Raw genomic sequence first — 26859 nt, forward strand, 5'->3', positions numbered from 1 at the left:
TCCGCAGCAGCAAATGCCGGCACCTTATCCGCAGCAGCAAATGCCGGCACCTTATCCGCAGCAGCAAATGCCGGCACCTTATCCGCAGCAGCAAATGCCGGCACCTTATCCGCAGCAGCAAATGCCGACACCTTATCCGCAGCAGCAAATGCCGGCACCTTATCCGCAGCAGCAAATGCCAGCACCTTATCCACAGCAGTCTATGATGCCTCATGGGGATTGTGTACCAATGACTGGAATGATTCCGGGAACAGGCTTGCCGTTTGGGATGGCTCCTCAGCCTTATTCAATGCCTATAGGAGATAAATCAATGTTTTCAGGGAGTGAACCGGAAGAAGAGATGGAGTCATCAAGTTATATGCCGCAAGAGGACTATCCAACTCCAACCTCAGAACAGCCGGATTTGATGGGTCAGCAGATGATGTCCGGTCAGATGCCGCCAATGGGTCAGCAGATGATGTCCGGTCAGATGCCGCCAATGGGTCAGCAGATGATGTCCGGTCAGATGCCGCCAATGGGTCAGCAGATGATGTCCGGTCAGATGCCGCCAATGGGTCAGCAGATGATGTCCGGTCAGATGCCGCCAATGGGTCAGCAGATGATGTCCGGTCAGATGCCGCCAATGGGTCAGCAGATGATGTCCGGTCAGGTGCCGTCAATGGGTCAGCAGATGATGCCTGGTCAGATGCCGCCAATGGGTCAGCAGATGATGCCTGGTCAGATGCCGCCAATGGGTCAGCAGATGATGCCCGGCCAGATGCCCCCCCAACCTTTTTATTCTCCATATAGTCAGGGAGATTGCGGCTGCGGCTGTGGAGGTAGTAAGCAGCCAGGACCAGCAGTACCAGGTTATTCAATGCCAGCAGAATATGCCGGCCATCAAGGATATTACCCATATGGAATGATGCCATCTTATCCTTCTTATAATATGTATCCTTCACAAGAAATGGGAAGTTATCCACAAATGGAACGGTTTGAGGAAAGTCATGATGATGAATCATTATAGGAATAGCAATGGAGACGATTTACATTATTATCGTCTCTTTTTTTCTTTTTATCAATTAACAAAGTATGCGGTCGAACATTATAAAATCATTAAAAAACATGTCTTATTAGTTGATACAAAAAACGGCTCTTATATTTTAAAGCGTTATTCAACAAAAAACGCCTTATTACTGCAAATTGCCTTAAGCAAATATTTATCTAAAAAGAACATCATCATTCCTTTTAAAGCTTTTCCGGATGGACAGTTCTTTATTGAGGAAAACGGTTATTGGGGAATCATGCCTTATATAGAGGGAACACCTCTTAACTTTAAACATCTAAAGGATCAGCAGGAAGGATTAAATCAACTTCATCTTTTTCATAAAGAAACATTAAGTATGTGTTTTTCCATACAAACTCCTCGATTTTCTCTTTTTTCTTATTGGAAAAAAAGATATGAAACATTCCAAGAAAGCATCTACTCAGTTAATATGGAAATGCGGCTCAAAGCAATAGCTGATGAATTGCTGCGGTGGGGAAAATTTGCATTACAAAGGCTTCCTTTATATTATTTAAAGCAGTTAGAACAAAAAGCTTGTTTTGAGCATCAGTGGGTGCACGGAGATGTTGCTTCCCATAATTTTTTACGTATAAAAGATCAATCGGTTTTATTATTAGATTGCGATTTATTAGCAGAAGCTCCAATTGAATATGATTATCTTCAATATTTAAATCGAATTATGCCTTATTATAAGTGGAAGATCCCTGCTTTAAACAAACTGGAAAACAATGAGATTCAGTCTTTGTTAGAAAAAGCATGGTTTTATTTAGCACTTATATATCCAACAGATTTATATCGGGAATGGAATCGTTATTTTCGCTGTAAAGAGCGTCAATCTCCATTATTTATACAAGATATGGAAATGAAATTTTATATGCGTTATTCAACGATAATGGAACTTATGAACGAATATCGAAAATTTGATGAAGTAAATGGTTGGTGCTTCTTAAATAAGGATACTTAGCTTTTATTTCTCCAAAATTTCATATGACTACCTAGAACTAACAGTTTAATTAATGCCTCCTCTTGCCATTCTAAAGATGAAAGGAGGTTTTAAAATGAAAAAAATCGCTTGGACACTTTCCGCAACTATGTTAATTGGTGGGCTTACAGCATGTAACATGAATGATAATAATGAAGCGATGGATTACAACGACAATGTCAGACCTATCGGTTATTATTCAAATGATAATGGAAATAACCGTCCTTTAGGGGTCAACTATAACAATCGAAATGTGGGAATGGGAAATTTAGATAACACAGCTGAAGGTCCATTAACAGATATGGTTGATCAAGATGACAATTATCATTATCGAAATGACCCGCGCAATTATAATCGAAGAGGTGTCATGGATCGTCCAAATGACCGACCAAGAAATGTTGGTTATTATGATGGGACAGATAATGAACTTGCTGAAAGAATTGCAGATAAAGTAGAAAAATTAAATAATATTAAAGATGTCAATACACTTGTTTACGGAAATCGGGTTGTTATTGCTGTAGATACAAATGATCAAAATGATCAAGATGTAGAAGCAAGTGTAAGAAAAGCAGTAAACAGCATTGTACAAGGACGTAATGTAACAGTCGTAACAGATGAAGACTTGTTTGGTCGTATTGACAATATTAATAACGATATGCGTGATGGTCGTGACTTTAATGAAGTACAGCCAGAAATCAATAATATTTTTAATGATCTTGGTGATACAATGAAACGACCATTTCAAGACAATTCGTAATGAAGCGAATGAAAAAGAGCAGAATTTTTTCTGCTCTTTTATTGTATTTTTTAGGGGGAGATTTTTTATAGCTGGGATAATTTAGGGTGGTTATGGCAAGACTATAAATAACTAACAGCATCTCCAAAATATGAGGTGATCACTATGCAAAAACAGCTGATAAATCGTTCTTCTCTCGTACTTTTTATTTGCTTTACACTTATTGGAGGGCTCTATGTACTTGGTTTCCAGTTTATAGAAGGTGCTAATGCAAAGAAAAGTAGTGAAAATTTGAGTGAAGAAGTTTTTCAAATTACTGGGCCGAAAACAATCAATGTTCATTTGCGAACTGCTTACTTAGACGGGGAAATTATAGAAGAAGTAGTGCAGGAGACAATATGGGCAATGGAAGATTTTTGGGCAAGTTATGATGATTGGCAGTTAATTGATCAAAATGAAGAACAGGTTATATTTCAAAAAGAAGTACCATCTATTTCTCCGTTATCAAAAGCGAATGGATACTTTGGTATTTCTAGTGAAAATATTTTAACAATGTATGATGGAAAGCCTAGTGGAAAAAGGGAAATTAAAAAGTTTTTTCAGTTAGATTTAAAAAAACTTGAAGCCAATTATGAAGAAGCATTAAGTAAAGGTATTGATATTAAATCAACAGATCATTATCAAGATGTTCTTAATAAAATGAGCAATTATGAAAAATAACAATGAGAGCTGCGTTAACGATTGCAGCTCTCATTGTTATTTTTTCTATCATAAAACCTGCTGTCACCTTTTGAGACGAGCAGGGTATTTTTATCGGTATTGACAGCCTACCTTCAATGTGGCATTTTAAGAGGACTGTGGTAAAATAAGTGATAGAAATGCATGTTCGTCTTTTACTACGGGTATAGGGAGAGAAGTTTGTTGATTGAATTTATTATTGGAAAAGTTGATTATGTTCACCCACAGTATATTGTTATAGAATCAAATAATATTGGTTATCAAGTTTATTGCGGCAATCCATTTATCTTTCAGCAATCCGATCAAGAAATTAAAGTATATACATATCAGCATGTACGCGAAGATATATTAGCGCTGTATGGATTTAAAACACGATCAGAACGAGCATTGTTTGTAAAGCTGCTAAATGTTTCGGGAATTGGGCCAAAAGGGGCACTTGCTATTTTGGCAACCGGCCAGCCTGATCAGGTTGTATCGGCCATAGAAAGGGAAGATGAAAAGTTTTTAACGAAATTTCCAGGGGTTGGCAAGAAGACAGCTCGTCAAATTATTTTAGATTTAAAAGGAAAGCTTCAAGAGCTTGTATCTTTTGATCAGTCCCTTCCTTTAGAATTTGAGGCTCCTTTATCTTCTTATTCAAAAGAGCTTGAAGAAGCATTAGAAGCGTTAAAAGCGTTAGGATATGCAGAACGTGAGATTAAAAAAATTGAACCAAAGCTTATGAATGAAGAGATGACAACTGACCAATTCATTAAAAAAGCACTTCAGCTTTTATTAAATCAATAAAGTTATCATCGAAAAGCTAGGAGGTGGAAAAGATGGACGAGCGTATTGTCAGTGGAGAAATAAAAGGAGAAGACGCTTATGAATTTAGTTTGCGTCCAACTCTTTTATCTCAGTATATTGGCCAAGAAAAAGTAAAAGAAAACTTAAATGTATTTATTGAAGCCGCAAAAATGCGTCAAGAGCCGCTCGATCATGTATTACTGTATGGGCCGCCAGGGCTTGGGAAAACAACATTATCAACCATTATCGCAAATGAAATGGGTGTTAATGTTCGAACAACTGCAGGACCTGCTATTGAGCGGCAGGGTGATTTAGCGGCGATTTTAACATCTCTAGAGCCGGGAGATGTGCTTTTTATTGATGAAATTCATCGCCTGCATCGTTCTGTAGAAGAAGTTCTTTATCCAGCAATGGAAGACTTTTGTCTAGATATTGTAATTGGGAAAGGAGAAACAGCTCGCTCAGTAAGACTTGATTTGCCTCCTTTTACGCTTGTTGGGGCTACAACAAGAGCGGGATATCTTTCAGCTCCTCTTAGAGATCGGTTTGGCGTTGTCAGCCGCTTAGAGTATTATAATGAGGAAGAGCTTGCAATGATTGTAAGGCGTACAGCTGAAGTGTTTGGTGTAGAAATTGAAACACCTGCTTCCCATGAAATTGCTAAAAGGGCACGCGGGACACCGAGGATTGCAAATCGCCTGCTTCGTCGAGTACGCGATTTTGCTCAAGTGCAAGCAGATGGTGTCATTACAACAGAAATTACAGAGAAGGCACTTGAAAGGCTTCAGGTCGATCGGCTCGGCTTAGATCACGTCGATCATAAATTACTAAAAGGAATTATTGAGCGCTTTCGCGGTGGTCCAGTTGGATTAGATACAATCGCAGCTTCAATTGGTGAAGAATCTCACACAATCGAGGATGTGTATGAACCGTATCTTTTACAAATTGGTTTTTTACAGCGTACACCAAGAGGAAGAGTTGTTACCCATAAAGTTTATGAACATTTTAATATGGAGGCACCAAAATAATGGGCGTTTCAAAAATGTTTATTGTGCTTGGCATCACTTTTTTAGTGATTGGTTTAGTATGGCAGTTTATCGAAAAACTTCCTGGAGATATTGTATTTAAGAAAGGAAATACAACGTTTTATTTTCCAATTGTAACTTCTATTGTTATTAGTATTGTTTTGTCACTAGTATTTTACTTCATTGGCAAATTTAAATAATCTTTTAGTTGAAAGAAAGTAATAGGTGAAAAATATGGATGTAAATCTTTTTGATTTTAACTTACCAGAGTCATTAATTGCGCAAACACCATTAAAAGATCGTACAAGTTCACGTTTAATGGTTGTTGACCCACAATCAAACCAAATTCGTCACCATCAGTTTAAGAATATTTTGCAGTTTTTAAATGCTGGTGATTGTTTAGTGTTAAACGATACACGCGTATTACCTGCTCGTCTTTATGGTATAAAAGAGGAAACAGGAGCAAAGGTTGAGGTCTTGCTTTTAAAACAAGAAAAAGATGATCAATGGGAAACACTTGTAAAGCCTGCAAAGCGAGTTAAAAACGGAACAGTTCTTTCTTTTGGGGATGGCCGCTTAACAGCAACCTGTATAAAGGAGCTTGAGCATGGCGGGCGTATTTTAGAGTTTCACTATGAGGGGATTTTTTATGAAGTGTTAGATTCACTTGGTGAAATGCCGCTGCCTCCTTATATTAAGGAAACCCTGGATGAAAAAGAACGCTATCAAACTGTTTATGCAAAACATCGCGGCAGTGCAGCAGCACCAACTGCAGGCCTTCATTTTACAGAGAAACTTTTAACTGAAATTGAAGAGATGGGTGTGCACATTGTTTATTTAACACTACATGTAGGGCTTGGGACATTTCGACCTGTATCTGCTGACAAAGTTGAAGAGCATGAAATGCATGCTGAATTTTATCAGCTTTCAAAAGGATCTGCGGAAAAGCTAAATGCGGTAAAAGACGCTGGCGGAAGAATTATCGCTGTTGGAACAACGTCGACACGAACGCTTGAAACAATTGCTTCAGATAACGATGGCGTTTTTAAGGAAGCATCGGGTTGGACTTCGATTTTTATTTACCCTGGTTATGCATTTAAGGCAATTAACGGAATGATTACAAATTTTCATTTGCCAAAGTCTTCGCTTGTGATGCTTGTTAGTGCATTGGCGGGCAGAGAATTTATTTTAAGCGCATATGAAGAAGCGGTTCGTGAACAATATCGCTTCTTTAGTTTCGGCGATGCAATGCTCATCTTAGAAGGGAGTTTAGAACATGACAGCAGTGAAATATGAGCTTATTAAAACGTGTAAACAGTCAGGGGCAAGATTAGGAAAACTGCATACACCACATGGGGTAATTGAAACACCGATCTTTATGCCTGTTGGTACACTAGCTACAGTAAAAACAATGAGTCCGGAAGAATTAAAGGAAATGGGCTCACAAATTATTTTAAGCAATACGTATCATCTATGGCTTCGGCCAGGACATGACATTGTAAAAGAAGCAGGCGGCCTGCATAAATTTATGAACTGGGATCGCCCTATTTTAACAGATTCAGGCGGCTTCCAAGTTTTTAGCTTAAGTGATCTTCGTAAAATTACTGAGGAAGGGGTTCATTTTCGCAATCATCTAAGCGGGGAAAAACTGTTTTTATCTCCAGAAGGTGCAATGGATATTCAAAATGCCCTCGGCTCTGATATTATGATGGCTTTTGATGAATGTCCGCCATATCCTGCAGAGTATGACTATATGAAATCTTCTGTTGAACGGACAAGCCGCTGGGCCGAACGCTGCCTTGAAGCACATCAACGCCCTGAAGACCAAGCATTATTTGGCATCGTACAAGGTGGAGAGTATGAAGAGCTGCGTAAACAAAGTGCTCGCGATCTTGTTTCTCTTGATTTTCCCGGCTATGCAGTTGGCGGCTTATCAGTAGGGGAGCCAAAAGATGTGATGAATCGTGTACTGGATTTTACCACCCCACATCTTCCGGAAAATAAGCCTCGCTATTTAATGGGAGTAGGTTCACCGGACTCTTTAATTGATGGAGCAATTCGCGGGATTGATATGTTTGACTGTGTGCTGCCAACCCGAATTGCAAGAAATGGAACATGTATGACAAGCAATGGGCGCTTAGTTGTCCGAAATGCAAAATTTGCTCGTGATTTCGCTCCGCTTGATGAAAATTGTGATTGTCATGTTTGCAAAACATACAGCCGTGCCTATATTCGTCATTTAGTAAAAGCAAATGAAACATTCGGATTCCGATTAACAACTTATCATAACCTGTATTTTCTGTTAAAATTGATGGAGCAGGTACGCCAAGCAATTCGTGAGGATCGTCTGCTTGACTTTAAAGAAGAGTTTTTTGAGCAGTACGGGTTTAATAAGCCAAATGCAAAAAACTTCTAATGATGTAAAGGTGCAGCGCTCAGATTATCATTTTTATTATAAAAGAGATAAACTGAAAGGTGCACATTTATAAAATTTCATGTTTATTTAGAAAGGAGGGAATGGAAAAGTGGAAGGTTTGGTAGGTTCAGTATTACCGTTATTACTTATGTTTGCGATTTTTTACTTCCTTTTAATTCGTCCTCAGCAAAAGCGGCAAAAACAAACACGTCAAATGCAGGAAAGTGTACAAAAAGGAGATCGTGTTGTAACAATTGGCGGTTTTCACGGGATGATTGAAGCAGTAGATGAAACGACAATTGTGCTTCGTGCTGGTGATGGTTCAAAACTTACATATGATCGCGCAGCAATAAGAGAAGTTAAAAAAAATGATTAATGAATAAAACGAGCGGGGAATCCCGCTCGTTTTATTTTAACTATTTACTGCTCAAATTTACTCCAATGACTCCTCCAAGTACGGCAGTGCCCATATATCCAAAGTGAAAAAGCATTTGTGATGAATCAAAGGTCATTGAATAGCCAAGAAATTGAACAAAAAACACAAAAATTGTATAAAGTAATCCTGTTAGTGCTCCAATAATCCAGCCTCTTTCTTTTCCGCGTCCTCCAGCAATAATACCTCCTATAAAGATCGCAATAAAGGATGATCCGACAATTAACCAACGAATGGAACCTTCAGTAAGCGATGAAAATCTTAATATGACTGAGAAAATAAAACTTATTGATAAAACAATTGTAATAATAGCTAAAAAACCATAACCAACAGCTCGTAATAATTGTTGTACTGACACTCTGCTTCCCCCTTTGTATGCAAGTAATAGTACATTTTATTCGTAACCGGACAAATTAGAAGTGAAATTGTCCTATAAAACAGGACAACATGTTTCATCCACCTTCATCATATGATGATAGAAAGAAAGGGACGATGGAGGGAGTTGGAATAGTGGAAATAATTTTAACATGTATCATCTTTTTGCTATGTTATATTGGCTTTATTACTGAAAAGATTAATCGTGCCCTAATTGCGTGCGGTGGCGGTATTTTAATGCTTCTTCTTGGAATATTAGATATTAATAATACATTTATGGAGCATATTGATTGGCATACGATTGCATTATTATTTTCAATGATGATTCTTGTTTCGATTACGAGTCAAAACGGTGTGTTTGAGTTTATAGCGGTAACAGTTGCAAAGAAAGTAAAAGGAAAGCCGGTTCCACTATTAATTGTAATGTCGACGTTAACTGCGATCGGGTCTGCATTTTTAGATAATGTTACAACAGTCCTTCTTCTCGTACCTATTATGCTAACGTTAACCAAAATGCTTGATGTAGAGGTGTTTCCCTTTTTACTATGTATGATTTTATTTTCAAATATTGGGGGAACCGCCACGCTCATTGGTGATCCGCCTAACATTATGATTGGGCAAGCTGTGGGCCACCTTGACTTTAACGACTTTTTATTTAATCTAGGACCAGCCATATTAATTATTTTTAGTGTTGTACTTTCGATTATATCGTTTTATTATCGAAACAAATTAACTGTCAGTCAAACAAATCAACAAAAGTTAATGAATATTGATCCTGTAAGTTACTTGAAGAATGGACCGCTTCTTTATAAATCTGTTTCCGTATTATTAATGACAATAATAGGTTTTTTGCTTCATCCAATATTAAATGTTGACTTAACAAGTGTAGCAATGGCGGGTGCCATGTTATTATTGCTTATTACTCACAATGAACAAGATGCGGAAGAAGTTTTTAAGTCTGTTGAGTGGGTAACGTTATTCTTTTTTATTGGGTTGTTTATGTTAATTGGAGGCTTAAAGGAAGTTGGCATTATTGATGAACTTGCGCGAGGTATTTTGTATTATACAGAAGGAGACTTGCCGATAACAGCGGTTGCAATTTTATGGGGATCAGGTATTCTTTCGGCTTTTTTGGATAATATCCCCTTTGTTGCTGCTATGATACCAGTTATACTAGAATTTAAAGATTATGGTATGACAGATCTTGACCCTCTATGGTGGGCGCTAGCACTTGGATCTTGTTTAGGGGGAAATGGTACTCTTATTGGTGCTTCTGCCAATGTCATTGTTGCTGGATTTGCAGCAAAAGAACGCTTCCATTTTTCATTTTTTTCTTATTTAAAGATTGGTATGCTGGTTGTATTGTTATCTTTATTTATTTCAACTATCTACCTTTATTTCCGGTATTTGATTAATTATATATATTAACGTTCTATTTCCAATTGCTTCATCTAATGTTCTTCCTTTGCTTGGTCACACTAACAATAAGTATAAGTGAAAGGGGAAGCAAGATGGAGCTTGCTACAATTTTATTACGGACACTTTTTTTATACTTTTTCATCCTTCTCATTTATCGTCTAATGGGTAAACGAGAAATTGGACAGCTTAGCGTATTAGATCTTGTTGTGTCAATTATGATTGCTGAACTTGCCGTAGTATCAATCGAAAGTCCTGAAACACCTTTAATTAAAACAGTTCTACCAATCATTATCCTCTTTGTTATTCAAATAATGATGGCTTACTTTTCATTAAAAAGTAAAAGCATTCGCGAACTGATTGACGGTACACCATCAGTGCTTATAAACCGAGGGAAAATTGATGAAAAAGAAATGAAAAAACAGCGGTATAATTTTGATGATTTGCTTGTTCAACTGCGTGAAAAAGACATTTCAAAATTATCGGATGTGGAGTTTGCAATTTTAGAGCCGTCTGGGAAAATGTCAGTTATAAAGAAAAACATATCCCAGGGTTCATCAAATAAATCTTCTTCATCTCTTATGATGCTGCCTCTTATTTTAGATGGGAAAGTACAAGAAGAACATTTAAAACAGCTTGACAAAACACCGCTTTGGTTAAGGCAGGAGCTGAGAAAGTTAGGTTACCGCGATATAAAAAAAATATCTTACTGTTCTTTAGATCAAAATAATACATTCTTTATTGATTTAAAAGATGATTATTAATAATGTCAGCTTTCATATTTCTAATGTATGAAAAGCTGATTTTTTTATCTTCTTTCCTGTTTTGAACTAATTTCTATAAAATAAAAAATAACCAATCTTTTTGCTTTGGATTGGTTATTTTTTATTTTGAAACCACTTCCCAATAACAGGAATTGGTTGTAAGTCTTCATTTTTAATAATTCCAATAAGCATTGAGAAAATAAAATAAAATAAAACGGTCATACTGATTGAAAACACTGTATCTACAAGCAAATTAACCTTTAATAAGGAATGGTGATAGAGAAAGGATGCCGCACATCCTGTAGCAATAATTGCGATAAAGCCTTTTATATAGTCCCTCACAATAATCGTAAATGGAATCGCTTTTAAAATGGTTGCAAAATGAAGCATTGTAACAAGTACGATACCAGATGTTATCGCAAGTCCTGCTCCTATAATACCAAAATCAGGATTTGCAGCCAGAGCAAAGATTGCTGCGGTCTTTACTACAGCACCAATTAAACTGTTAATCATCGCTGCTTTTGCTAAATCAAGTGCTTGTAATGCTGCTGCAAGAGGGGCTTGAAAGTAAAGAAAAAAGAAAAAGGGTGACATTATTTTTACATAAGATGCTACGGTTGGGGCATCGTACATTAATTCCATAATTGGAACAGCAAAGATATAAGTAATAACAACAGATATTCCTCCAGAAATCATTGCAAGTCGCAGGGCTTGGTTAAGTCGATAATCAATTGTTCGGTAATGTTTTTGAGCCGCTGCTTCACTAATTGCTGGAACGAGGGAAGTAGAAATTGCAAATGTTACAAACGTTGGAAGCAGTAAAAGAGGAATAGCTAAACCTGCAAGCTCTCCATATTGTTTTGTGGCTTCATGGGAAGCAACTCCAGCAATGTATAAACTTCGAGCGACTACAATTGGTTCGAGGAAATAAGAGATGGAACCAATTAATTGACTGCCTGTCGTCGGTAATGCGATGCCTAAAATTTCATTTAATGTTTTCTTTCCAGAAGTGATATGATGCCAGAAGCCGGTGCGCAGTTTAAATTGCTTTTTGAATTTAAACATAGAGAATAAAAACAGCAAGGAGGCTAGTTCTCCAATAACAACCGACACCATTGCTCCAGCGGCTGCGAATTCTATTCCATAAGGTAAAAATAAGCTTGTTAGCATGGCAACAAGGGTAATTCGTACAACCTGTTCAATTACTTGAGAATAAGCGGAAGGACGCATATTTTGTCTTCCTTGAAAATATCCTCGTAACACAGAAGAAAGCGCCACAATGGGAACGACTGGGGCAATTGCGATTAACGGATAAAAAGTCCGTTCATCCGTTAAAAGGGTTTGTGATAAAATAGGTGCTGTTAAGAAAAGTGCCGAAGTAAAAATAATGCTTAACATGATTGTAATAGAAAGCGAAACAAGAAGAACGCGTTTCATCTTCTTATAATCTTTTTCAGCTTCGGCTTCGGCTACAAGCTTTGAAATGGCAACAGGTAAACCAAGCCGTGTTAAAGTAATAACTAGAAGAAGGGTGGGAACGGCCATCATATAGAGGCCAACTCCTTCTTCACCCATTATTCTTGCGACAACAATTTTATTTACAAATCCAAGAATTTTAGTAATAAGTCCTGCAATAATCAGGATAAAAGTACCTTGTAAAAATGTTTGTTTTGACATGATTGCCCCTCTTTCTAAAAAAATGTAGACCTTTTTTAAAACTATGTATATGCTTATTAATGGACAAAGCATGACAAGGTATAGGAGTGTTTTTCTTGAAAGAAATATTAAAAGAATTTTTAGTTGAACATTTAAGTTTTTTACCCCAAGAATTAATCGTCATAACGGTCTCAGCAATGCCGATTTTAGAGCTGCGCGGAGGTATACCGCTTGCAAGAAGCTTCGATTTTTCGCTTTGGGAAGCATTGTTTTACTCAATCATTGGTAATATTTTGCCGGTTATTCCGCTTTTACTGCTTTTTAAACCGCTGAGCGATTGGTTTCTTCGCTTTGCATGGTATGAAAAAATGTACAATTGGTTGTATCACCGCACAATAAAAAACAGTAAAAATGTAGAGAGATATGGAGCTTTAGGGCTTGTATTATTTACAGCCGTACCGCTTCCGACTACAGGGGCTTATAGTGCATGTGTGGCGGCAGCTCTATTTTCTATTCGGTTTAAATACGCATTTACAGCGATCGCCGCTGGTATATTAATTGCTGGACTCGGAGTAGGTCTTGCCATTTATTCAATTTTTTAATAAAAATTAACTGGGCCTTATAATATAGCGTCATAAAAAGGGGAATTTACTGTTAGTAACGAATTTCTTTCTTAAGGGAGAGGATGATATGGCAGCAAATATGGAGCAATTACAGGAATGGAAAGATGCGGTTTATCCTGCTTTGCTTAGTAAAGCGGAAGAGTTTCATTTATTAGGGTATGGGAGAGTCACAACGAATGAAGTGTGGAACTGCGTGATGGCTAAATTAGAACGAAAAAATGAAGAGTATATGCTGCATCAATTTATTAATGTTATTTTAAGAATGTCTGTCAATGAATATATGAATTGGCTTACGATTAAAGCATATCAAGCTCCAGGCTTATTTATAGGAGATCAAGCAACCTGATCTCTTTCTTTGAATGAGGTGAAAATGATAAAAAGGAATGGTGGAATACAAGTTTGACCATCTCACAAAAAAACTTGGCAAATGCCAAGTTTTTTGTGAGATGGTTATTAACAAAACTTTATAAGAAAGCCGGATATTTACAATCAAATTGACAGAGAAAATTATTGATCGCTATAATAAGGATATTGCGTCTATTCTTTATACTGATAAAAAAGTAAGAGGTTAGAACATTTATTCTCATACATATTAAATAACTATTGGGTTTTATGGAAGGAGCAGGGAGAATGGTGAAGAAAGGAAGGATCATTACATTTTTTATTGTTGTATTGGCCTTAGCGGGGTTGATTGCTTACACGGTTACAGATACAACAAAGAACATTAAGCTTGGTCTTGATCTCCAAGGCGGATTTGAAGTGCTTTATGAAGTTGAAACAGTTAAAGAAGATCAAGAAATTAACAGTAAGACACTTGATGCAACAGTAGAAGCAATTCGCAGTCGAATTGATGTTCTCGGTGTGTCAGAACCTAATGTAGACATTGAAGGTGAAAATCGAATTCGTGTCCAGCTTGCTGGGATAGAAGACCAAAATCAAGCTCGGGAACTGCTGTCTACACAAGCACAGCTCTCGTTTCGTGATGTGAATGATACGCTTATGCTTGATGGTGCTGATTTACAAGAAGGTGGAGCAAGTTTAACGTTTAGTGAAACAAATCAGCCGTGGGTTTCTTTAACATTGAAAGATGCTGATAAATTTGGTGCAATCACAAAGGAAATTTCAGAGCGTCCTTTAGGAGAGAACTTACTTGTCATTTGGCTTGATTATCAAGAAGGGGACTCCTTTCAAGAAGAAGTACAAAAAGAAAACCCTAAATTTCTATCTGCACCGCGTGTTTCGGAAGTGCTTAATACAAAAAATGTTGTCATCCAAGGTGATTTTACAGTTGAAGAAGCAACAAACCTTTCCAATTTATTAAATGCGGGCTCATTACCGGTAAAATTAAAAGAAATCTATTCAACCTCTGTCGGAGCACAGTTTGGCGAGAAAGCATTAGAAAAAACGATTTTTGCTGGAATTATTGGAATAGCCGTCATTTTCTTATATATGATTTTCTATTATCGCTTCCCAGGTATTATTGCGGTACTTACGCTTAGTGTATACATTTATTTAATTTTAGTCGTATTTGATTGGATGAATGCTGTTTTAACATTGCCAGGCATAGCCGCTCTTATTTTAGGAGTGGGGATGGCAGTTGATGCGAATATTATTACATATGAGCGTGTGAAAGAAGAAATTAAATCAGGGAAAACCATTTTATCTGCGTTTAAAGCGGGAAGCCGCCGCTCATTTGCAACTATTTTTGATGCGAATATTACAACTTTGATTGCAGCGGGTGTTCTCTTTGCATTTGGAACAAGCTCTGTTAAAGGGTTTGCAGTCATGTTAATCACAAGCATTTTAGTAAGTTTTATTACCGCTGTATATGGTTCGCGTTTATTATTAGGTCTTTGGGTTAAAAGCCGAATTCTTAATAAGAAACCAGGTTATTTTGGTGTAAAGGAGAGTGAGATTAATGAGCTTTAATACAGAAAAGTGGGAGTTTGATTTTGTCAAACATCGAAATAAATTTTTCTTAATCTCATTATCTTTATTGGTTTTAGGGACGATTTGTTTATTTATCTTTGGTCTAAATTTAGGCATTGATTTTAAAAGTGGTTCACGTGTAGATGTGACAACTGAACAGACACTGAGTGTCGATGAAATAAAAGAACAATTTGAAGAGATTGGTTTTACCCCAGAGGAAGTTACATTAGCGGGAAATAACAGTGAAATCGCTGTAGCACGTTTTATTGGTGTTCTTTCTCAGGAAGAAATTGCTTCTATTAAAAACCATTTTTCTTCCGAATATCATGCAGAACCAAGTATAAGCACCGTTTCACCGCAAGTTGGTCGTGAACTTGCAAAAAATGCGTTTATTGCTGTAGTGATTGCATCAATTGGAATTATTATTTATGTAGCGATTCGTTTTGAATGGCTTCAAGGAGTGGCAGCAATTATTGCTCTCTTTCACGATGCCTATTTTATTATTGTGTTGTTTAGTATTTTACAGTTAGAAGTAGATATTGCTTTCATTGCTGCAGTCTTGACGATCGTTGGTTATTCGATTAATGATACGATTGTAACATTTGATCGTATTCGGGAAAATATGAAGTATGAAAAGAAAGTAAGAACGTTTGAAGATGTGGCAAGAGTTGTAAATAAAAGTTTAATTCAAACCTTAGGACGTTCAATTAATACGGTGTTAACCGTCGTTTTTGCGGCAGCTGCTTTAATGGTTTTTGGAAGCGAATCTATCCGAACGTTTTCGATTGCTTTATTTATTGGGTTAATTGCAGGAACATATTCTTCACTTTTCATTGCATCTCAGCTTTGGGCAGTATGGAAAGGAAAGCAGCTTGAAAAGAAACGTTTTCAATCTGTTGAAAATGAAGCATAATTTGGTGAAGTCGCGGCGCATGCCGCGGCTGTTTTACTTTTTCATGAATCATGCAAAAATAGGATATGTTAAGATAGACTGTAAAAACTGGAAACTATTACTTTTGGCGAGGTGATCGATTGGAAACAAATCACCGCTTTAAACAGGCGGAATTTGCGGCGATGGTTGGAGTAGTTGGCAATATACTATTAGCTGCTGTAAAAATGGTTGTTGGTTTTTTAGCAAACAGTCGTGCTTTAATTGCAGATGCTGTACATTCTGCATCTGATGTTGTAGGCTCATTAGCGGTGTTTATTGGGGTAAGGGCAGCAAAGCTTCCTCCAGATCGTGATCATCCTTATGGGCATGGAAAGGCCGAATCAATAGCAGCGATTATTGTGGCTGTTCTTTTGTTTATTGTTGGTCTAGAAATTGGTAAAAGTTCTGTTCAAGCATTTTTTATTCCGTTAGAAGCCCCAAAAACGATTGCCATTTATGCAGCGGTGATTTCTATTATTGTTAAAGAAGCGATGTTTCAATATAAATATAAACTGGGTAAAAAAATAAAAAGTGACGCCATTATTATAAATGCCTATGAGCATCGTTCAGATGTTTATTCTTCGATTGCTGCTTTAATTGGGATTAGTGGTGCAGTACTTGGGGGGAAATATGAAGTAGAGTGGCTTGTGTATGCTGATCCGGTTGCTGGGGTATTAGTATCTTTAATGGTGCTTAGAATGGCATGGAAGTTAGGAAAAGAATCCATTCATAATACATTAGATCATGTGCTGCATGAAGAAGATACAATTGAGATGAAAGAAGTTGTTCAAGGGATAAAAGGGGTAAAAAAAATTGATGAATTCTTTGCAAGAGAGCATGGGTATTATGTTATTATTGATCTGAAAATTGCGGTTGATCCGTATATAACCGTTGAAGAAGGTCATCAGATTGGAAAAAAGGTTAAACATGCATTAATGAAGCTAAATGAAGTAAAAGATGTATTTGTACATATTAATCCATATGCTGATGATGAGTAACAAACATACTTTGTAAAGGGGGAAAAAGATATGAAAGGTCAAACACGCTTAATTTTTGCACTTCTTTTTGCACTTCTTATTGCTGTTTTTGCTGTATTAAATGTGAATCCAGTTCAAGTTCATTATGGGTTTGGAGTTTCAGAATGGCCTCTAGTATTAGTGATTTTAACTTCTGTTTTAATGGGGGGAATCGTCGTTGCTTTTGTTGGAGGCTTTCGTATTTTTAATTTGCAGCGTGAAGTAAAACGTCTTCGTAAAGAAAATAGCCAGTTAACTGAAACTAAAAAGAAGCTGGATAATGAAACAGAGGAGTTTGAAATAAAAAGAATGGATCCAGATGAAACAGTGACTGAAATAGAAGAAAATAAAAAAGAAACGGAAGAAAATCATTCTTAAATTGATAAGTTTAAATCATTTTTTTGCCACCTCTTGCATTCCTTTTGTATAATAGGAGAAGTCAAGAGGTGATTTCATGTTACGAGCAAAAACACGGTGGAAGATTGATTCATCAAATAATGAAAAAGTTGAAGAAATACAAAATGAACTCCAAGTATCATTTTTAACTGCAAAACTGCTGGTGAATCGAGGAATGGATACGATTGAAACAGCATCTCGTTTTTTACATCAAGGAGAACTTGAATTTTATGATCCTTACTTATTGAATGGGATGAAAGAAGCAGTTGAGCGAATTAATAAAGCCATTCAACATCATGAACGAATTTTAATCTTTGGAGATTATGATGCTGATGGTGTAAGCAGTACAACGGTGATGGTTTATACAATGAGGCAGTTGGGAGCTGATTTTGAGTATTATATTCCAAATCGCTTTACAGAAGGATATGGACCAAATGAAGCAGCTTTTCGCTGGGCTAAGGAACAGGGCTTTGGCTTAATTATTACCGTAGATACCGGCATTTCAGCTGTCCATGAAGCAAATATAGCAAAAGAATTAGAAATAGATCTTATTATTACTGATCACCATGAGGCGCCGCCTATCCTTCCAGATTCCTTTGCAACGATTAATCCGAAAAAGCCTGGATGTACGTATCCGTTTAAAGGGTTAGCAGGTGTAGGGGTAGCATTTAAAGTAGCTCATGCTTTACTTGGGGAAGTACCTACTCACTTATTAGATATTGCAGCGATTGGCACAATAGCTGACCTTGTTCCCCTGCAGGATGAAAATCGCCTTCTAGCCAAAAGAGGAATTAAAGCACTCCAGCATTCTACTAAAAAAGGGATAAAGGCTCTCTTAAAGCAATGCGGGTTAGAAGCAAGTGAGTTAAATGCCGAACACATTGGTTTTGGAATTGGTCCGCGTATTAATGCAGCAGGACGTTTAGATTCAGCAGCACCTGCAGTTGAATTATTAATTACAGAAGATGAACCGTTAGCTGAAAAGCTTGCGGCAGAAATTGATGCGCTTAATAGGGAAAGACAAGCTCTAGTAAATGAGATGACAAAAGAAGCAATTGAAGAGGTAGAAACGCTTTTTCCTCCAGAAGAAAATAAAGTTCTTGTCATTGCAAAAGAAAATTGGAATGCAGGAGTCATTGGTATTGTTGCTTCAAGACTTGTTGAACGATTTTATCGTCCTACCATTGTGCTTAGTATTGATCCGGAAAAAGGATTAGCAAAAGGCTCAGCGCGAAGTATTGAAGGTTTTGATATGTTTGAGAATTTATCAACGTGCAGAGATATTCTTCCTCATTTTGGTGGACATCCTATGGCAGCAGGAATGACACTTGAAGCAAAAAATTTAGAGGAGTTAAGGAAACGATTAGATACTTTAGCCGGAGAAAAACTTACGGAAGAAGATTTCCTTCCAATTACAAGTATTGATTTAACATGTAAGCTTGACGATATTACAATTGAAACAATCGAACAGATGGCACAGCTTGCTCCGTTTGGTGTGAGTAATCCGACACCAAAAGTCCTGATTGAAGATGTGGATATTTCACAAATAAAACGCATTGGCAGCGATGAAAGTCATTTAAAGCTTTTAGTAAAAGATGAAAGTGAAAAGCTTGACATTATTGGCTTTCAATTTGGTTATTTATTTAATGAAGTGAATGCTCAGTCTAAAATATCGGTCGTAGGAGAACTTTCAATTAATGAATGGAATGGGATCCGAAAGCCCCAGTTAATGCTTCAAGATATCGCGGTAAAAGAGTGGCAGCTGTTTGATTATCGAAGCATTCGTAACTTAAAAACACAATTAGCATCTTTTGATAAGAAAAAGCTGTTGCTTGTATCGTTTCAAGAAGATACAATAGATAAGCTTGAACTTCAGGAATGGAAGGACTACCATGTTTGTTTAAAGCAAAACAATGAATCCACTTTATCATTAGGTGACCGTTATACAGTATTATTAGATTTACCTGATTGTAAGGAACAGCTTGTTGACTTTGTTCAAAAGCACGAGCAGCCTGAGCGGACCTATGTTGTTTTTTTTCATGAAGAAGATCATTTTTTTATGACCATTCCTTCACGTGAACATTTTAAGTGGTTCTACAGCTTTTTATTAAAACAAAAATCCTTTCATATGAATCAATCTGAAAAATTAGCAAAATATAGAGGTTGGACGAAGGAAACGGTTCATTTCATGATTAAAGTGTTTTTGGATTTAAAATTTGTTACAATAAATGATGGTCTCGTTTCTTTAAATGGTCAGCCGGAAAAACGTGATTTAAGTGAATCACCGACTTATAAGCGTAAGCAAGCATATATTGAGCTTGAAAATGAGTTTGTGTATTCATCTTATCAATCTTTAAAAAAGTGGTTTGAATATACTAAGTTAGGTTTCGATGAATTTGAGGAGGCTGCTAATTAAAATGGATTATAAAAAATATATTACTGTAGTTGAAAATTATCCAAAAGAGGGCATTCGTTTTAAAGACATTACAACACTTATGCAAAATGGTGATGTTTATAAAAAAGCAATTCAGGAAGTGGCAGAATATGCAAAAAAGAAAGATGTAGATGTGATCGTTGGTCCTGAAGCAAGAGGATTCATTGTAGGGTGTCCTGTTTCCTATGAACTTAATTTAGGCTTTGTTCCGGTACGCAAGGAAGGAAAGCTGCCGCGTGAAGTGGTAAGAGTTGATTATGGTCTTGAATATGGAAAAGATGTATTAACTATTCATAAGGATGCTATTAAACCAGGCCAAAAAGTATTAATTACCGATGATCTTCTTGCGACTGGAGGCACCATTGAAGCAACAATAAAGCTTGTTGAACAGCTTGGCGGAAAAGTAGTAGGAACAGCTTTTTTAATTGAATTAACATATTTAGATGGTCGCCAAAAGTTAAACAATTATGATATATTTACATTAACACAATATTAAGATACAACCTGACATCCTTATAAAAGAGTGCTCAACTTGTTTTGAGCGCTCTTGTTTTATAAGTTTTAAAAAGATTCACTACAAGAAGGAGTATAAGGTGAGTTTTTTGAACATTTCAGCAATTGAACAGTTTCCTTTTATATAAAAAACGACAAATTTCGAATTTTACTTTACAGCGTTACGTTTTTTAAAGATAATAAGAACAATACACTTTCGAGTTAAAGGTGATTCCATGACGATAGAAGAAGTATTAAAAAGAGCGCAAGAGTATCTTTCAAATGAAGATGTCTCTTTTTTAAATAAAGCTTATGAATTTGCAAAAGAAGCCCATAAAGATCAATATCGCAAGTCCGGAGAGCCTTATATTATTCACCCTGTTGAGGTTGCCGGGATACTTGTTAATTTAGAGATGGATCCGACTACTGTTGCAAGCGGCTTTTTGCATGATGTTGTAGAGGATACGAGCGTTACTTTAGAGGATCTTAAAGAAAACTTTGGTGAAGATCTTGCCATGCTTGTAGACGGCGTAACAAAATTAAAAAAGATTAAATTTAAATCTAAAGAAGAACAGCAGGCTGAAAACCACCGAAAAATGTTTGTTGCAATGGCTCAGGATATTCGCTGTATTTTAATTAAACTTGCCGATCGCCTCCATAATATGCGTACATTAAAACATATGCCAAAAGAAAAACAGGTCCAAAAGGCGAATGAAACTTTAGAAATCTTTGCTCCTTTAGCTCACCGTCTCGGGATTTCAACAATAAAATGGGAGCTAGAGGATATTGCCTTACGTTATTTAAATCCACAGCAATATTATCGAATTGTGAACCTCATGCAAAAACGTCGTGCCGAGCGTGAAAATAATATTGAGGAAGTAATGACTGAAATTCGCACGAGACTTGAAAAAGTTACGATTAAAGCTGATATTTCAGGAAGACCCAAACATATTTACAGCATTTATCGCAAAATGGCAAAACAAAATAAGCAGTTTACGGAAATTTACGATCTTCTGGCTGTCCGTGTTCTTGTGGACAGTATTAAAGATTGTTATGCAGCACTTGGAATTATTCATACGTGCTGGAAGCCAATGCCGGGACGTTTTAAGGACTATATTGCAATGCCAAAGGCGAATATGTATCAATCTCTTCATACGACAGTTATCGGTCCAAAAGGCGATCCGATTGAAGTCCAAATTCGCACCCATGAGATGCATAATGTGGCGGAATATGGAATAGCGGCTCATTGGGCTTATAAAGAGGGAATTAGTCATGGGCAAACGGACGGCTTCTCTAAGAAACTAACATGGTTCCGTCAAATTTTAGAATGGCAAAATGATGTGACTGATGCAGAAGAGTTTATGGAATCGTTAAAAATGGATTTATTTTCAGATATGGTTTTTGTTTTTACTCCTAAAGGTGATGTCATTGAACTTCCAAGCGGTTCGGTACCAATTGATTTTGCTTATCGCATTCATACTGAAATTGGAAATCGAACAATTGGAGCGAAAGTGAACGGAAAAATGGTTACCCTTGATCATGAGTTAAAAACTGGCGATATTATTGAAATTTTAACTTCTAAACATTCCTATGGACCAAGTCAAGATTGGCTAAAAATTGCTAAAAGTTCTCATGCTAAAAATAAAATTCGCCAATGGTTTAAAAAAGAAAAGCGTGAAGAAAATGTTGCAAAAGGAAAAGAACTTGTTGAAAAAGAAGTGGAAAAGCATGGCTTTGAAAGTAAAGAAGTAATGACGCAGGAAAACTTGCAAAATGTCGCGGGAAAATACAATTTTTCAAATGAAGAAGATATGTATGCAGCTGTAGGATACAACGGCATTACTGCTGCTCAAATTGCAACGCGATTAACTGAAAAGCTTCGTAAAAAGAAGGATCAAGAACAAGATCAAAAAGAACTGCTTGAAACAATTTCAGCAGTCAAGCCTTATTCACCGCCAAAACGTACAGAAAGCGGTGTGCGCGTAAAGGGTGTTGACAATTTACTCATTCGTTTATCGAAGTGCTGTAACCCTGTACCTGGTGATGATATTGTTGGCTATATTACAAAAGGACGTGGTGTTTCCATTCACCGTTCAGACTGTCCAAATGTTCAAACAGGTGAAGCATCTAACCGTTTACTGCCGGTAGAATGGGAAGGTGACGATCAACGAATGAAAAATTATCATGTGGATATTGAAATTACTGGGTTTGATCGACGCGGCTTGTTAAATGAAGTGCTGCAGGCAGTAGCGGAAATGAAAACAGATATGACGACTGTATCAGGACGTTCTGACCGAAATAAAATGGCAACCATTAATATGACAATTTCTATTCATAATATTAATCATTTACAAAAGGTTGTTGAACGTATAAAAAGACTTCCAGATATTTATTCAGTGAGACGAGTTATGCAGTAAATAAGATGAAAATAGCTTCAAAGGAGTTTTAGCAGTGAAAGTAGTTGTGCAAAGATCAAAAAAGGCTGCCGTTACAGTAAATAACGAAGTGGTTGGAAAAATTGAAAATGGACTAATGCTGCTGGTTGGAATTACCCATAATGATACGGAAGAAGACGCAAAATATACGGCTGAAAAAGTAGCAAATTTGCGGATTTTTGAAAATGATGAAGGAAAGATGACTCATTCATTAATAGATGTAGAAGGACAAGCATTATCTGTATCTCAGTTTACTTTGTATGGGGACTGCAGCAAAGGAAGACGTCCAAATTTCATGAGTGCAGCAAAGCCTGATCATGCTCTTGAAATTTATGAAGCATTCAATCGTTATTTAGAAGAGCAGGGGATAAAGGTGGAGACCGGTCGTTTTGGTGCGATGATGGATATTACATTTACAAATGACGGGCCTGTAACATTAATTGTTGAAAGTAAATAAAAGAGAGATCCAAATTGGATCTCTCTTTTATTTACTTTGAAAAATAACGAATTAAACCGTTATAAATGCTTTGCGAAGCTTTTTCTTGATAACTATTTGTTCGGACAAAATATTCCTCCTGCGGATTTGAAAGAAATCCTAATTCTAACAATACTGCAGGCTGTCCATTGTTTCGTAATACATGAAAGTTACCAAAACGTACCCCGCGATTAAATAATCCAGTGCCTTTAGCCAGCTCTTTTTGAATGTTTTGACCGAGTTCTTGATCTTTTGATGGGCTGTAATAATAAGTTGTAATACCTTTTGCACTTGACTGCAGGGCTGAATCATAATGAATGCTAATAAAAGCATCTGCCTTATAATAATGAGAAAGACTGACACGGTAACTCAAGGAGGTATAGTAGTCATCAGTGCGGGTCATTGAAACGCTAGCGCCGGCAGCTTTTAGTTTTTCTGCTAACAGCTTGGCGGTATGTAATGTTAATAATTTTTCAAGTGTACCGTATTGCGCACCAATTGATCCACTATCATAACCACCATGACCTGCGTCAATGACAAGTTTTTTATCTTTTAAGCTGTTGTTGTTATTTGGTTTTTCAATAATAGGAAGATCGTTTGACACTTTCACAATCCAGCCTGCAACATAGGCTTCTTTTTTATTCGATAGTTGAATTTTATACCAGCTGCCTGCAGTGTCAATAATCTGAAATTGATCTCCCTTATCTCCACGACCGATAACAGTTGTACTTGTACTTGGCCCTTTTCTTAAATTGGTACCATTATAAAGCAGTGTAACAGTTGGACTGTTTTCAACTGCGCTATCTGAATGGTTTTGAGAGGAATCAGTATGATTGCTGCTTGATTCAACATAGTCTTTTGAAATCCAACCTGTTTTATTGTGGAAGTTTATTTGATACCAACCTTCTTTTACAGCAATAATAGAAACTTTCTCCCCTTTTTTTACTGCACCTATTACATTGTAAGTAGTACTAGGTCCAGAGCGGACGTTAAGGGAAGTTGCTTTTACAACAGCTGATGTTTCTTTAGGATGTGGTGATGAGGCCTGGTCATTTTCTTTTAATTCAGAAGTTGTAATTAACCAAGAAGCAGCCCACCCACTTTTTCCTTCGTACACAAGGTTTGTCCAATTTCCTTGTTCTTTCACATAAGGTACAGATTCATATTGGTTAAGCTGACCGATAATTTGAAAATTAGTTCCGGGACCAGAACGCACGTTTAACCCATTGACAGTTGATGATATTACTTTCGAACTTTTATTTGTTTTATCATTATTTTGAGTGTTAGTTGGTGTCGATGTTTTTGCTTCACTTTTTGAGACGAGCCAACCAGCCACCCATCCTGATTCATTATTTGAAAGTTTAATTTCAACCCAATTGTTTTTTTCAGAAAGAATGGGGTATGTATTTCCTTTGTTAATTTGAGTAACGACATTATAAGATAACGCTGGTCCTTTTCGAACATTTAAGGCGTTTACTTTTGCGGAGGCCTGTCCTAATAATCCAGAATCTTTTACAGCAGTCTCTTGATTTTTTGATACAAGCCATCCGGCAACCCAGCCATTTTGATTGCTGCTAAGTTTAATGTTAATCCAATCATTTTGTTCTTTAAGAACTGGATATGTTTCTCCTTTTTTTATTTGGGTAATAATGCTGTCAGATAAGCTGGGACCGGATCGAACATTCAATGTGTTTACTGAAACAGTTGCAGTCGTTTGAGCATAACTTGTTTCAATCGTAAAGACGAGGTTTAATAATAAAGATAAAATGGCGGCAAACAAACAGGTTTTTTTCAAGCTTCATCACTCTCCTTTCTGTAAATTTAAAAATTGCTTACACATTCATTATAAAAAACACTTTGAACATTAGGGAAGGTTTTTCTTGAAATTGGGTACAATATAACTAAAAAGATTGAGAAGGAGTCAAATAATGCGTTATCAAGATAAAGAACATGCAGTGTACCATCAATTATCAATGTTTTCAGGTGTTGAATTTCATGATATGTTAATTAAGCAAGAAATTATAACACAAATGTTAGCTGATAATGAGTTCGGCTCTTCGTCAAAAGCGATTGAAGTAATGAAACATCGAATGAGGCGCTAAAAAGCTGTTTCAGTTCTTGACAAATTGTTGTATTATTCATATTATAAAAAAAGCTGCATTATAGAATTTGATACGTTTAAACTGATAATGAAGAAAAGTAGATAAGAACACCAATGCTAAGAGAGGAAATACCGTGGCTGAGAGTATTTCTGCATAAGGACTTATTGAAGAACACTTCGTAGGTTTCCTTTTGAAGTTTTTAGTAGGAAGGAACGTGTGCAGGCGTTAACTGTTTAAGTGGAAGCATAACAAACATGCTTCAATTAGGGTGGTACCACGGGTAAATTATACGTACTCTCGTCCCTGAGTTTTCTCAAGGGCGGGGGTTTTTTTGTGTATTAGTACATAACGTGTTAATTATAAAGGAGGAAGAAAGCATGAAAATCCAAATTCCACGCGGAACACAAGATATTTTGCCAGGAACGGTAGAACGTTGGCAGTATGTTGAAAAAAAAGCGCGTGACATTTGTTCTCGCTTTAATTACCAAGAAATACGTACTCCTATTTTTGAATCAACAGAGCTTTTCCAAAGAGGAGTAGGTGAAACAACAGATGTTGTTCAAAAAGAGATGTATACATTTAAAGATCGCGGTGATCGAAGTTTAACACTTCGCCCTGAAGGAACAGCAGCTGCTGTTCGATCATTTGTAGAAAATAAGTTGTTTGGTCAGCCGCAGCAGCCAACAAAGCTTTATTATATTGGACCAATGTTTCGTTATGAACGCCCGCAATCAGGGAGAATGCGGCAATTTGTGCAGTTTGGTATTGAAGCGCTTGGAAGTCATGATCCAGCCATTGATGCAGAAGTAATTGCACTTGCGATGTCGTTTTATAAAGAAGTCGGTTTAAAAAGGTTAAAACTTGTTATTAACAGCTTAGGAGATACAGAAAGCCGTACAGCACATCGACAAGCATTGATGAATCATTTTTCATCTAGGGTTAATGAGTTTTGTTCAGATTGTCAATCACGTTTAGAGAAAAACCCGCTGCGAATTTTAGATTGTAAGAAAGATCGTAACCATGAATTAATGGCATCCGCACCAGCCATTATCGACTATTTAAATGAGGAATCTAAACAATATTTTAAAAAAGTTCAAGCTTATTTACAAGCGATGGATATTGACTTTGTAGTAGATCCAAACCTTGTACGGGGATTGGATTATTATAATCACACAGCATTTGAAATTATGAGTGATGCAGATGGGTTTGGAGCGATTACGACATTGTCTGGCGGTGGTCGTTATAATGGTCTTGTTCAAGAACTTGATGGACCTGAAACACCTGGCATTGGATTTGCGTTAAGTATTGAACGATTATTAATGGCCCTTGATGCTGAAAATGTGGAACTGCCGATTGAGCAGGGGCTTGATTGTTATCTCGTTTCACTTGGCGATGGAGCAAAAGATCGTTTAACTCCGCTTCTATATCAATTAAGAGCAAATGGTATTAAAGCAGACAAAGATTATCTTAATAAAAAGTTAAAAGCTCAATTTAAAACAGCTGATCGTCTTCAAGCAAAATATGTAGCTGTACTTGGTGATGAAGAACTTGAAAAAGGAATTATTTCAGTGAAAGAAATGGCAACAGGTGAGCAGCAGGAAGTAAGTTTAACAGAGATTGTAGATTTTTTAAAAAGAAAAATATAAGGAATAAA

At 36.8% G+C, this 26859-nt stretch carries 26 protein-coding genes, 1 pseudogene and 1 other annotated feature; of the genes and pseudogenes, 24 read left to right on the forward strand and 3 right to left on the reverse strand.

From position 1 onward, the window contains the following. From DS031_RS05130 to yajC, 10 genes and pseudogenes are all read left to right on the forward strand, one after another. Positions 1-1006: pseudogene (locus DS031_RS05130) on the forward strand (hypothetical protein); the annotation flags it as partial. Further along, positions 993-2009 (forward strand): phosphotransferase, encoded by a 1017-nt coding sequence (locus DS031_RS05135; protein WP_181833023.1) that lies wholly within the window; start codon positions 993-995, stop codon positions 2007-2009. The pseudogene DS031_RS05130 and the gene DS031_RS05135, both read left to right, overlap by 14 nt. Before the next feature lie 94 nt (positions 2010-2103). Then, the gene (locus DS031_RS05140; protein ID WP_181833024.1) at positions 2104-2784 is read left to right on the forward strand and encodes a YhcN/YlaJ family sporulation lipoprotein; all 681 of its coding nucleotides are present in this window, start codon (positions 2104-2106) and stop codon (positions 2782-2784) included. Between the two features lie 144 nt (positions 2785-2928). Further along, the gene (locus DS031_RS05145; protein ID WP_113804867.1) at positions 2929-3483 is read left to right on the forward strand and encodes an intercompartmental signaling factor BofC; all 555 of its coding nucleotides are present in this window, start codon (positions 2929-2931) and stop codon (positions 3481-3483) included. Positions 3484-3684: 201 nt separating this feature from the next. Further along, positions 3685-4287, forward strand: coding sequence for a Holliday junction branch migration protein RuvA (ruvA, locus tag DS031_RS05150; RefSeq protein WP_113804868.1), 603 nt, complete (start codon positions 3685-3687; stop codon positions 4285-4287). 32 nt (positions 4288-4319) lie between these two features. Then, positions 4320-5315 (forward strand): Holliday junction branch migration DNA helicase RuvB, encoded by a 996-nt coding sequence (gene ruvB / locus DS031_RS05155; protein WP_113804869.1) that lies wholly within the window; start codon positions 4320-4322, stop codon positions 5313-5315. Then, positions 5315-5512: a DUF2905 domain-containing protein gene (locus DS031_RS05160; RefSeq protein ID WP_113804870.1), complete on the forward strand. Its 198-nt coding sequence runs from the start codon at positions 5315-5317 to the stop codon at positions 5510-5512. Before ruvB ends, DS031_RS05160 begins: the two co-directional genes overlap by 1 nt. A gap of 34 nt (positions 5513-5546) precedes the next feature. Next, positions 5547-6608, forward strand: coding sequence for a tRNA preQ1(34) S-adenosylmethionine ribosyltransferase-isomerase QueA (queA, locus tag DS031_RS05165; RefSeq protein WP_113804871.1), 1062 nt, complete (start codon positions 5547-5549; stop codon positions 6606-6608). Further along, the gene (tgt, locus tag DS031_RS05170; protein ID WP_113804872.1) at positions 6589-7728 is read left to right on the forward strand and encodes a tRNA guanosine(34) transglycosylase Tgt; all 1140 of its coding nucleotides are present in this window, start codon (positions 6589-6591) and stop codon (positions 7726-7728) included. Before queA ends, tgt begins: the two co-directional genes overlap by 20 nt. A gap of 109 nt (positions 7729-7837) precedes the next feature. After that, a complete protein-coding gene (gene yajC / locus DS031_RS05175; RefSeq protein ID WP_113804873.1) occupies positions 7838-8104 on the forward strand; it encodes a preprotein translocase subunit YajC in 267 nt (88 codons plus the stop codon). Between the two features lie 40 nt (positions 8105-8144). Here yajC and DS031_RS05180 read toward each other — a convergent pair whose 3' ends face one another. After that, positions 8145-8519 carry a TIGR04086 family membrane protein gene (locus DS031_RS05180; RefSeq protein WP_113804874.1) on the reverse strand — a complete coding sequence of 125 codons (375 nt, stop codon included), beginning with the start codon at positions 8517-8519 and terminating at the stop codon, positions 8145-8147. 152 nt (positions 8520-8671) lie between these two features. Here DS031_RS05180 and DS031_RS05185 point away from each other — a divergent pair, with 152 nt between their 5' ends. Then, a complete protein-coding gene (locus DS031_RS05185) occupies positions 8672-9964 on the forward strand; it encodes an ArsB/NhaD family transporter (protein ID WP_181833025.1) in 1293 nt (430 codons plus the stop codon). Positions 9965-10047: 83 nt separating this feature from the next. Beyond that, on the forward strand, positions 10048-10716 hold the full coding sequence (locus DS031_RS05190) for a DUF421 domain-containing protein (RefSeq protein ID WP_113804875.1): 669 nt from the start codon (positions 10048-10050) through the stop codon (positions 10714-10716). Positions 10717-10830: 114 nt separating this feature from the next. Here the strand turns inward: DS031_RS05190 and spoVB are convergent, their stop codons facing one another. After that, positions 10831-12393: a stage V sporulation protein B gene (spoVB, locus tag DS031_RS05195; RefSeq protein ID WP_113804876.1), complete on the reverse strand. Its 1563-nt coding sequence runs from the start codon at positions 12391-12393 to the stop codon at positions 10831-10833. A gap of 86 nt (positions 12394-12479) precedes the next feature. On the opposite strand from spoVB, the gene DS031_RS05200 reads away from it, so the two are divergent. The 10 genes from DS031_RS05200 to dtd all read left to right on the forward strand — a co-directional run bounded on the left by DS031_RS05200 (position 12480) and on the right by dtd (position 23085). Then, entirely contained in the window at positions 12480-12974 is a 495-nt protein-coding gene (locus DS031_RS05200) for a COG2426 family protein (RefSeq protein ID WP_245947226.1), read from the forward strand. Between the two features lie 88 nt (positions 12975-13062). After that, complete coding sequence (locus DS031_RS05205; RefSeq protein ID WP_245947227.1) at positions 13063-13341, forward strand: post-transcriptional regulator; 279 nt, start codon at positions 13063-13065, stop codon at positions 13339-13341. A gap of 284 nt (positions 13342-13625) precedes the next feature. Then, entirely contained in the window at positions 13626-14924 is a 1299-nt protein-coding gene (gene secD / locus DS031_RS23525) for a protein translocase subunit SecD (RefSeq protein WP_181833026.1), read from the forward strand. Further along, positions 14914-15837 carry a protein translocase subunit SecF gene (gene secF, locus DS031_RS23530; protein ID WP_181833027.1) on the forward strand — a complete coding sequence of 308 codons (924 nt, stop codon included), beginning with the start codon at positions 14914-14916 and terminating at the stop codon, positions 15835-15837. Before secD ends, secF begins: the two co-directional genes overlap by 11 nt. Before the next feature lie 119 nt (positions 15838-15956). Beyond that, positions 15957-16853, forward strand: coding sequence for a cation diffusion facilitator family transporter (locus tag DS031_RS05215; protein ID WP_113804877.1), 897 nt, complete (start codon positions 15957-15959; stop codon positions 16851-16853). 30 nt (positions 16854-16883) lie between these two features. Further along, a complete protein-coding gene (locus DS031_RS05220) occupies positions 16884-17249 on the forward strand; it encodes a LapA family protein (protein WP_113804878.1) in 366 nt (121 codons plus the stop codon). Between the two features lie 76 nt (positions 17250-17325). Beyond that, on the forward strand, positions 17326-19683 hold the full coding sequence (recJ, locus tag DS031_RS05225; protein WP_113804879.1) for a single-stranded-DNA-specific exonuclease RecJ: 2358 nt from the start codon (positions 17326-17328) through the stop codon (positions 19681-19683). Position 19684: 1 nt separating this feature from the next. Beyond that, positions 19685-20197 (forward strand): adenine phosphoribosyltransferase, encoded by a 513-nt coding sequence (locus DS031_RS05230; RefSeq protein ID WP_113804880.1) that lies wholly within the window; start codon positions 19685-19687, stop codon positions 20195-20197. A 232-nt stretch (positions 20198-20429) separates the two neighbouring features. Further along, positions 20430-22610: a RelA/SpoT family protein gene (locus DS031_RS05235; RefSeq protein ID WP_113804881.1), complete on the forward strand. Its 2181-nt coding sequence runs from the start codon at positions 20430-20432 to the stop codon at positions 22608-22610. Between the two features lie 34 nt (positions 22611-22644). Next, the gene (dtd, locus tag DS031_RS05240) at positions 22645-23085 is read left to right on the forward strand and encodes a D-aminoacyl-tRNA deacylase (RefSeq protein ID WP_113804882.1); all 441 of its coding nucleotides are present in this window, start codon (positions 22645-22647) and stop codon (positions 23083-23085) included. Between the two features lie 31 nt (positions 23086-23116). Here the strand turns inward: dtd and DS031_RS05245 are convergent, their stop codons facing one another. After that, entirely contained in the window at positions 23117-24898 is a 1782-nt protein-coding gene (locus DS031_RS05245) for an N-acetylmuramoyl-L-alanine amidase family protein (RefSeq protein ID WP_113804883.1), read from the reverse strand. 133 nt (positions 24899-25031) lie between these two features. Here DS031_RS05245 and DS031_RS23535 point away from each other — a divergent pair, with 133 nt between their 5' ends. Together DS031_RS23535 and hisS are read left to right on the forward strand one after the other, a co-directional pair. Then, a complete protein-coding gene (locus tag DS031_RS23535) occupies positions 25032-25205 on the forward strand; it encodes a hypothetical protein (protein WP_181833028.1) in 174 nt (57 codons plus the stop codon). A gap of 75 nt (positions 25206-25280) precedes the next feature. After that, positions 25281-25513, forward strand: a binding site (T-box leader). Positions 25514-25582: 69 nt separating this feature from the next. Further along, positions 25583-26851, forward strand: a complete 1269-nt coding sequence (gene hisS / locus DS031_RS05250) for a histidine--tRNA ligase (RefSeq protein ID WP_113804884.1) — start codon at positions 25583-25585, stop codon at positions 26849-26851. The last annotated feature ends 8 nt before the right edge of the window (positions 26852-26859 follow it).

Origin of the sequence: Bacillus taeanensis (assembly GCF_003318295.1) — a bacterium.
GTDB classification, from domain to species: Bacteria; Bacillota; Bacilli; order Bacillales; family UBA6769; genus Maribacillus; species Maribacillus taeanensis.

Coding starts and splice junctions, on each gene's coding strand:
- DS031_RS05135 (WP_181833023.1), top strand. CDS start 993: ATGAATCATTATAGGAATAGCAATGGAGACGATTTACATTATTATCGT.
- recJ (WP_113804879.1), top strand. CDS start 17,326: ATGTTACGAGCAAAAACACGGTGGAAGATTGATTCATCAAATAATGAA.
- hisS (WP_113804884.1), top strand. CDS start 25,583: ATGAAAATCCAAATTCCACGCGGAACACAAGATATTTTGCCAGGAACG.
- DS031_RS05220 (WP_113804878.1), top strand. CDS start 16,884: ATGAAAGGTCAAACACGCTTAATTTTTGCACTTCTTTTTGCACTTCTT.
- secF (WP_181833027.1), top strand. CDS start 14,914: ATGAGCTTTAATACAGAAAAGTGGGAGTTTGATTTTGTCAAACATCGA.
- DS031_RS05205 (WP_245947227.1), top strand. CDS start 13,063: ATGGCAGCAAATATGGAGCAATTACAGGAATGGAAAGATGCGGTTTAT.
- DS031_RS05140 (WP_181833024.1), top strand. CDS start 2,104: ATGAAAAAAATCGCTTGGACACTTTCCGCAACTATGTTAATTGGTGGG.
- DS031_RS05160 (WP_113804870.1), top strand. CDS start 5,315: ATGGGCGTTTCAAAAATGTTTATTGTGCTTGGCATCACTTTTTTAGTG.
- DS031_RS05190 (WP_113804875.1), top strand. CDS start 10,048: ATGGAGCTTGCTACAATTTTATTACGGACACTTTTTTTATACTTTTTC.
- spoVB (WP_113804876.1), bottom strand. CDS start 12,393: ATGTCAAAACAAACATTTTTACAAGGTACTTTTATCCTGATTATTGCA.
- DS031_RS05235 (WP_113804881.1), top strand. CDS start 20,430: ATGACGATAGAAGAAGTATTAAAAAGAGCGCAAGAGTATCTTTCAAAT.
- tgt (WP_113804872.1), top strand. CDS start 6,589: ATGACAGCAGTGAAATATGAGCTTATTAAAACGTGTAAACAGTCAGGG.
- DS031_RS05230 (WP_113804880.1), top strand. CDS start 19,685: ATGGATTATAAAAAATATATTACTGTAGTTGAAAATTATCCAAAAGAG.
- ruvB (WP_113804869.1), top strand. CDS start 4,320: ATGGACGAGCGTATTGTCAGTGGAGAAATAAAAGGAGAAGACGCTTAT.
- DS031_RS23535 (WP_181833028.1), top strand. CDS start 25,032: ATGCGTTATCAAGATAAAGAACATGCAGTGTACCATCAATTATCAATG.
- queA (WP_113804871.1), top strand. CDS start 5,547: ATGGATGTAAATCTTTTTGATTTTAACTTACCAGAGTCATTAATTGCG.
- secD (WP_181833026.1), top strand. CDS start 13,626: ATGGTGAAGAAAGGAAGGATCATTACATTTTTTATTGTTGTATTGGCC.
- DS031_RS05145 (WP_113804867.1), top strand. CDS start 2,929: ATGCAAAAACAGCTGATAAATCGTTCTTCTCTCGTACTTTTTATTTGC.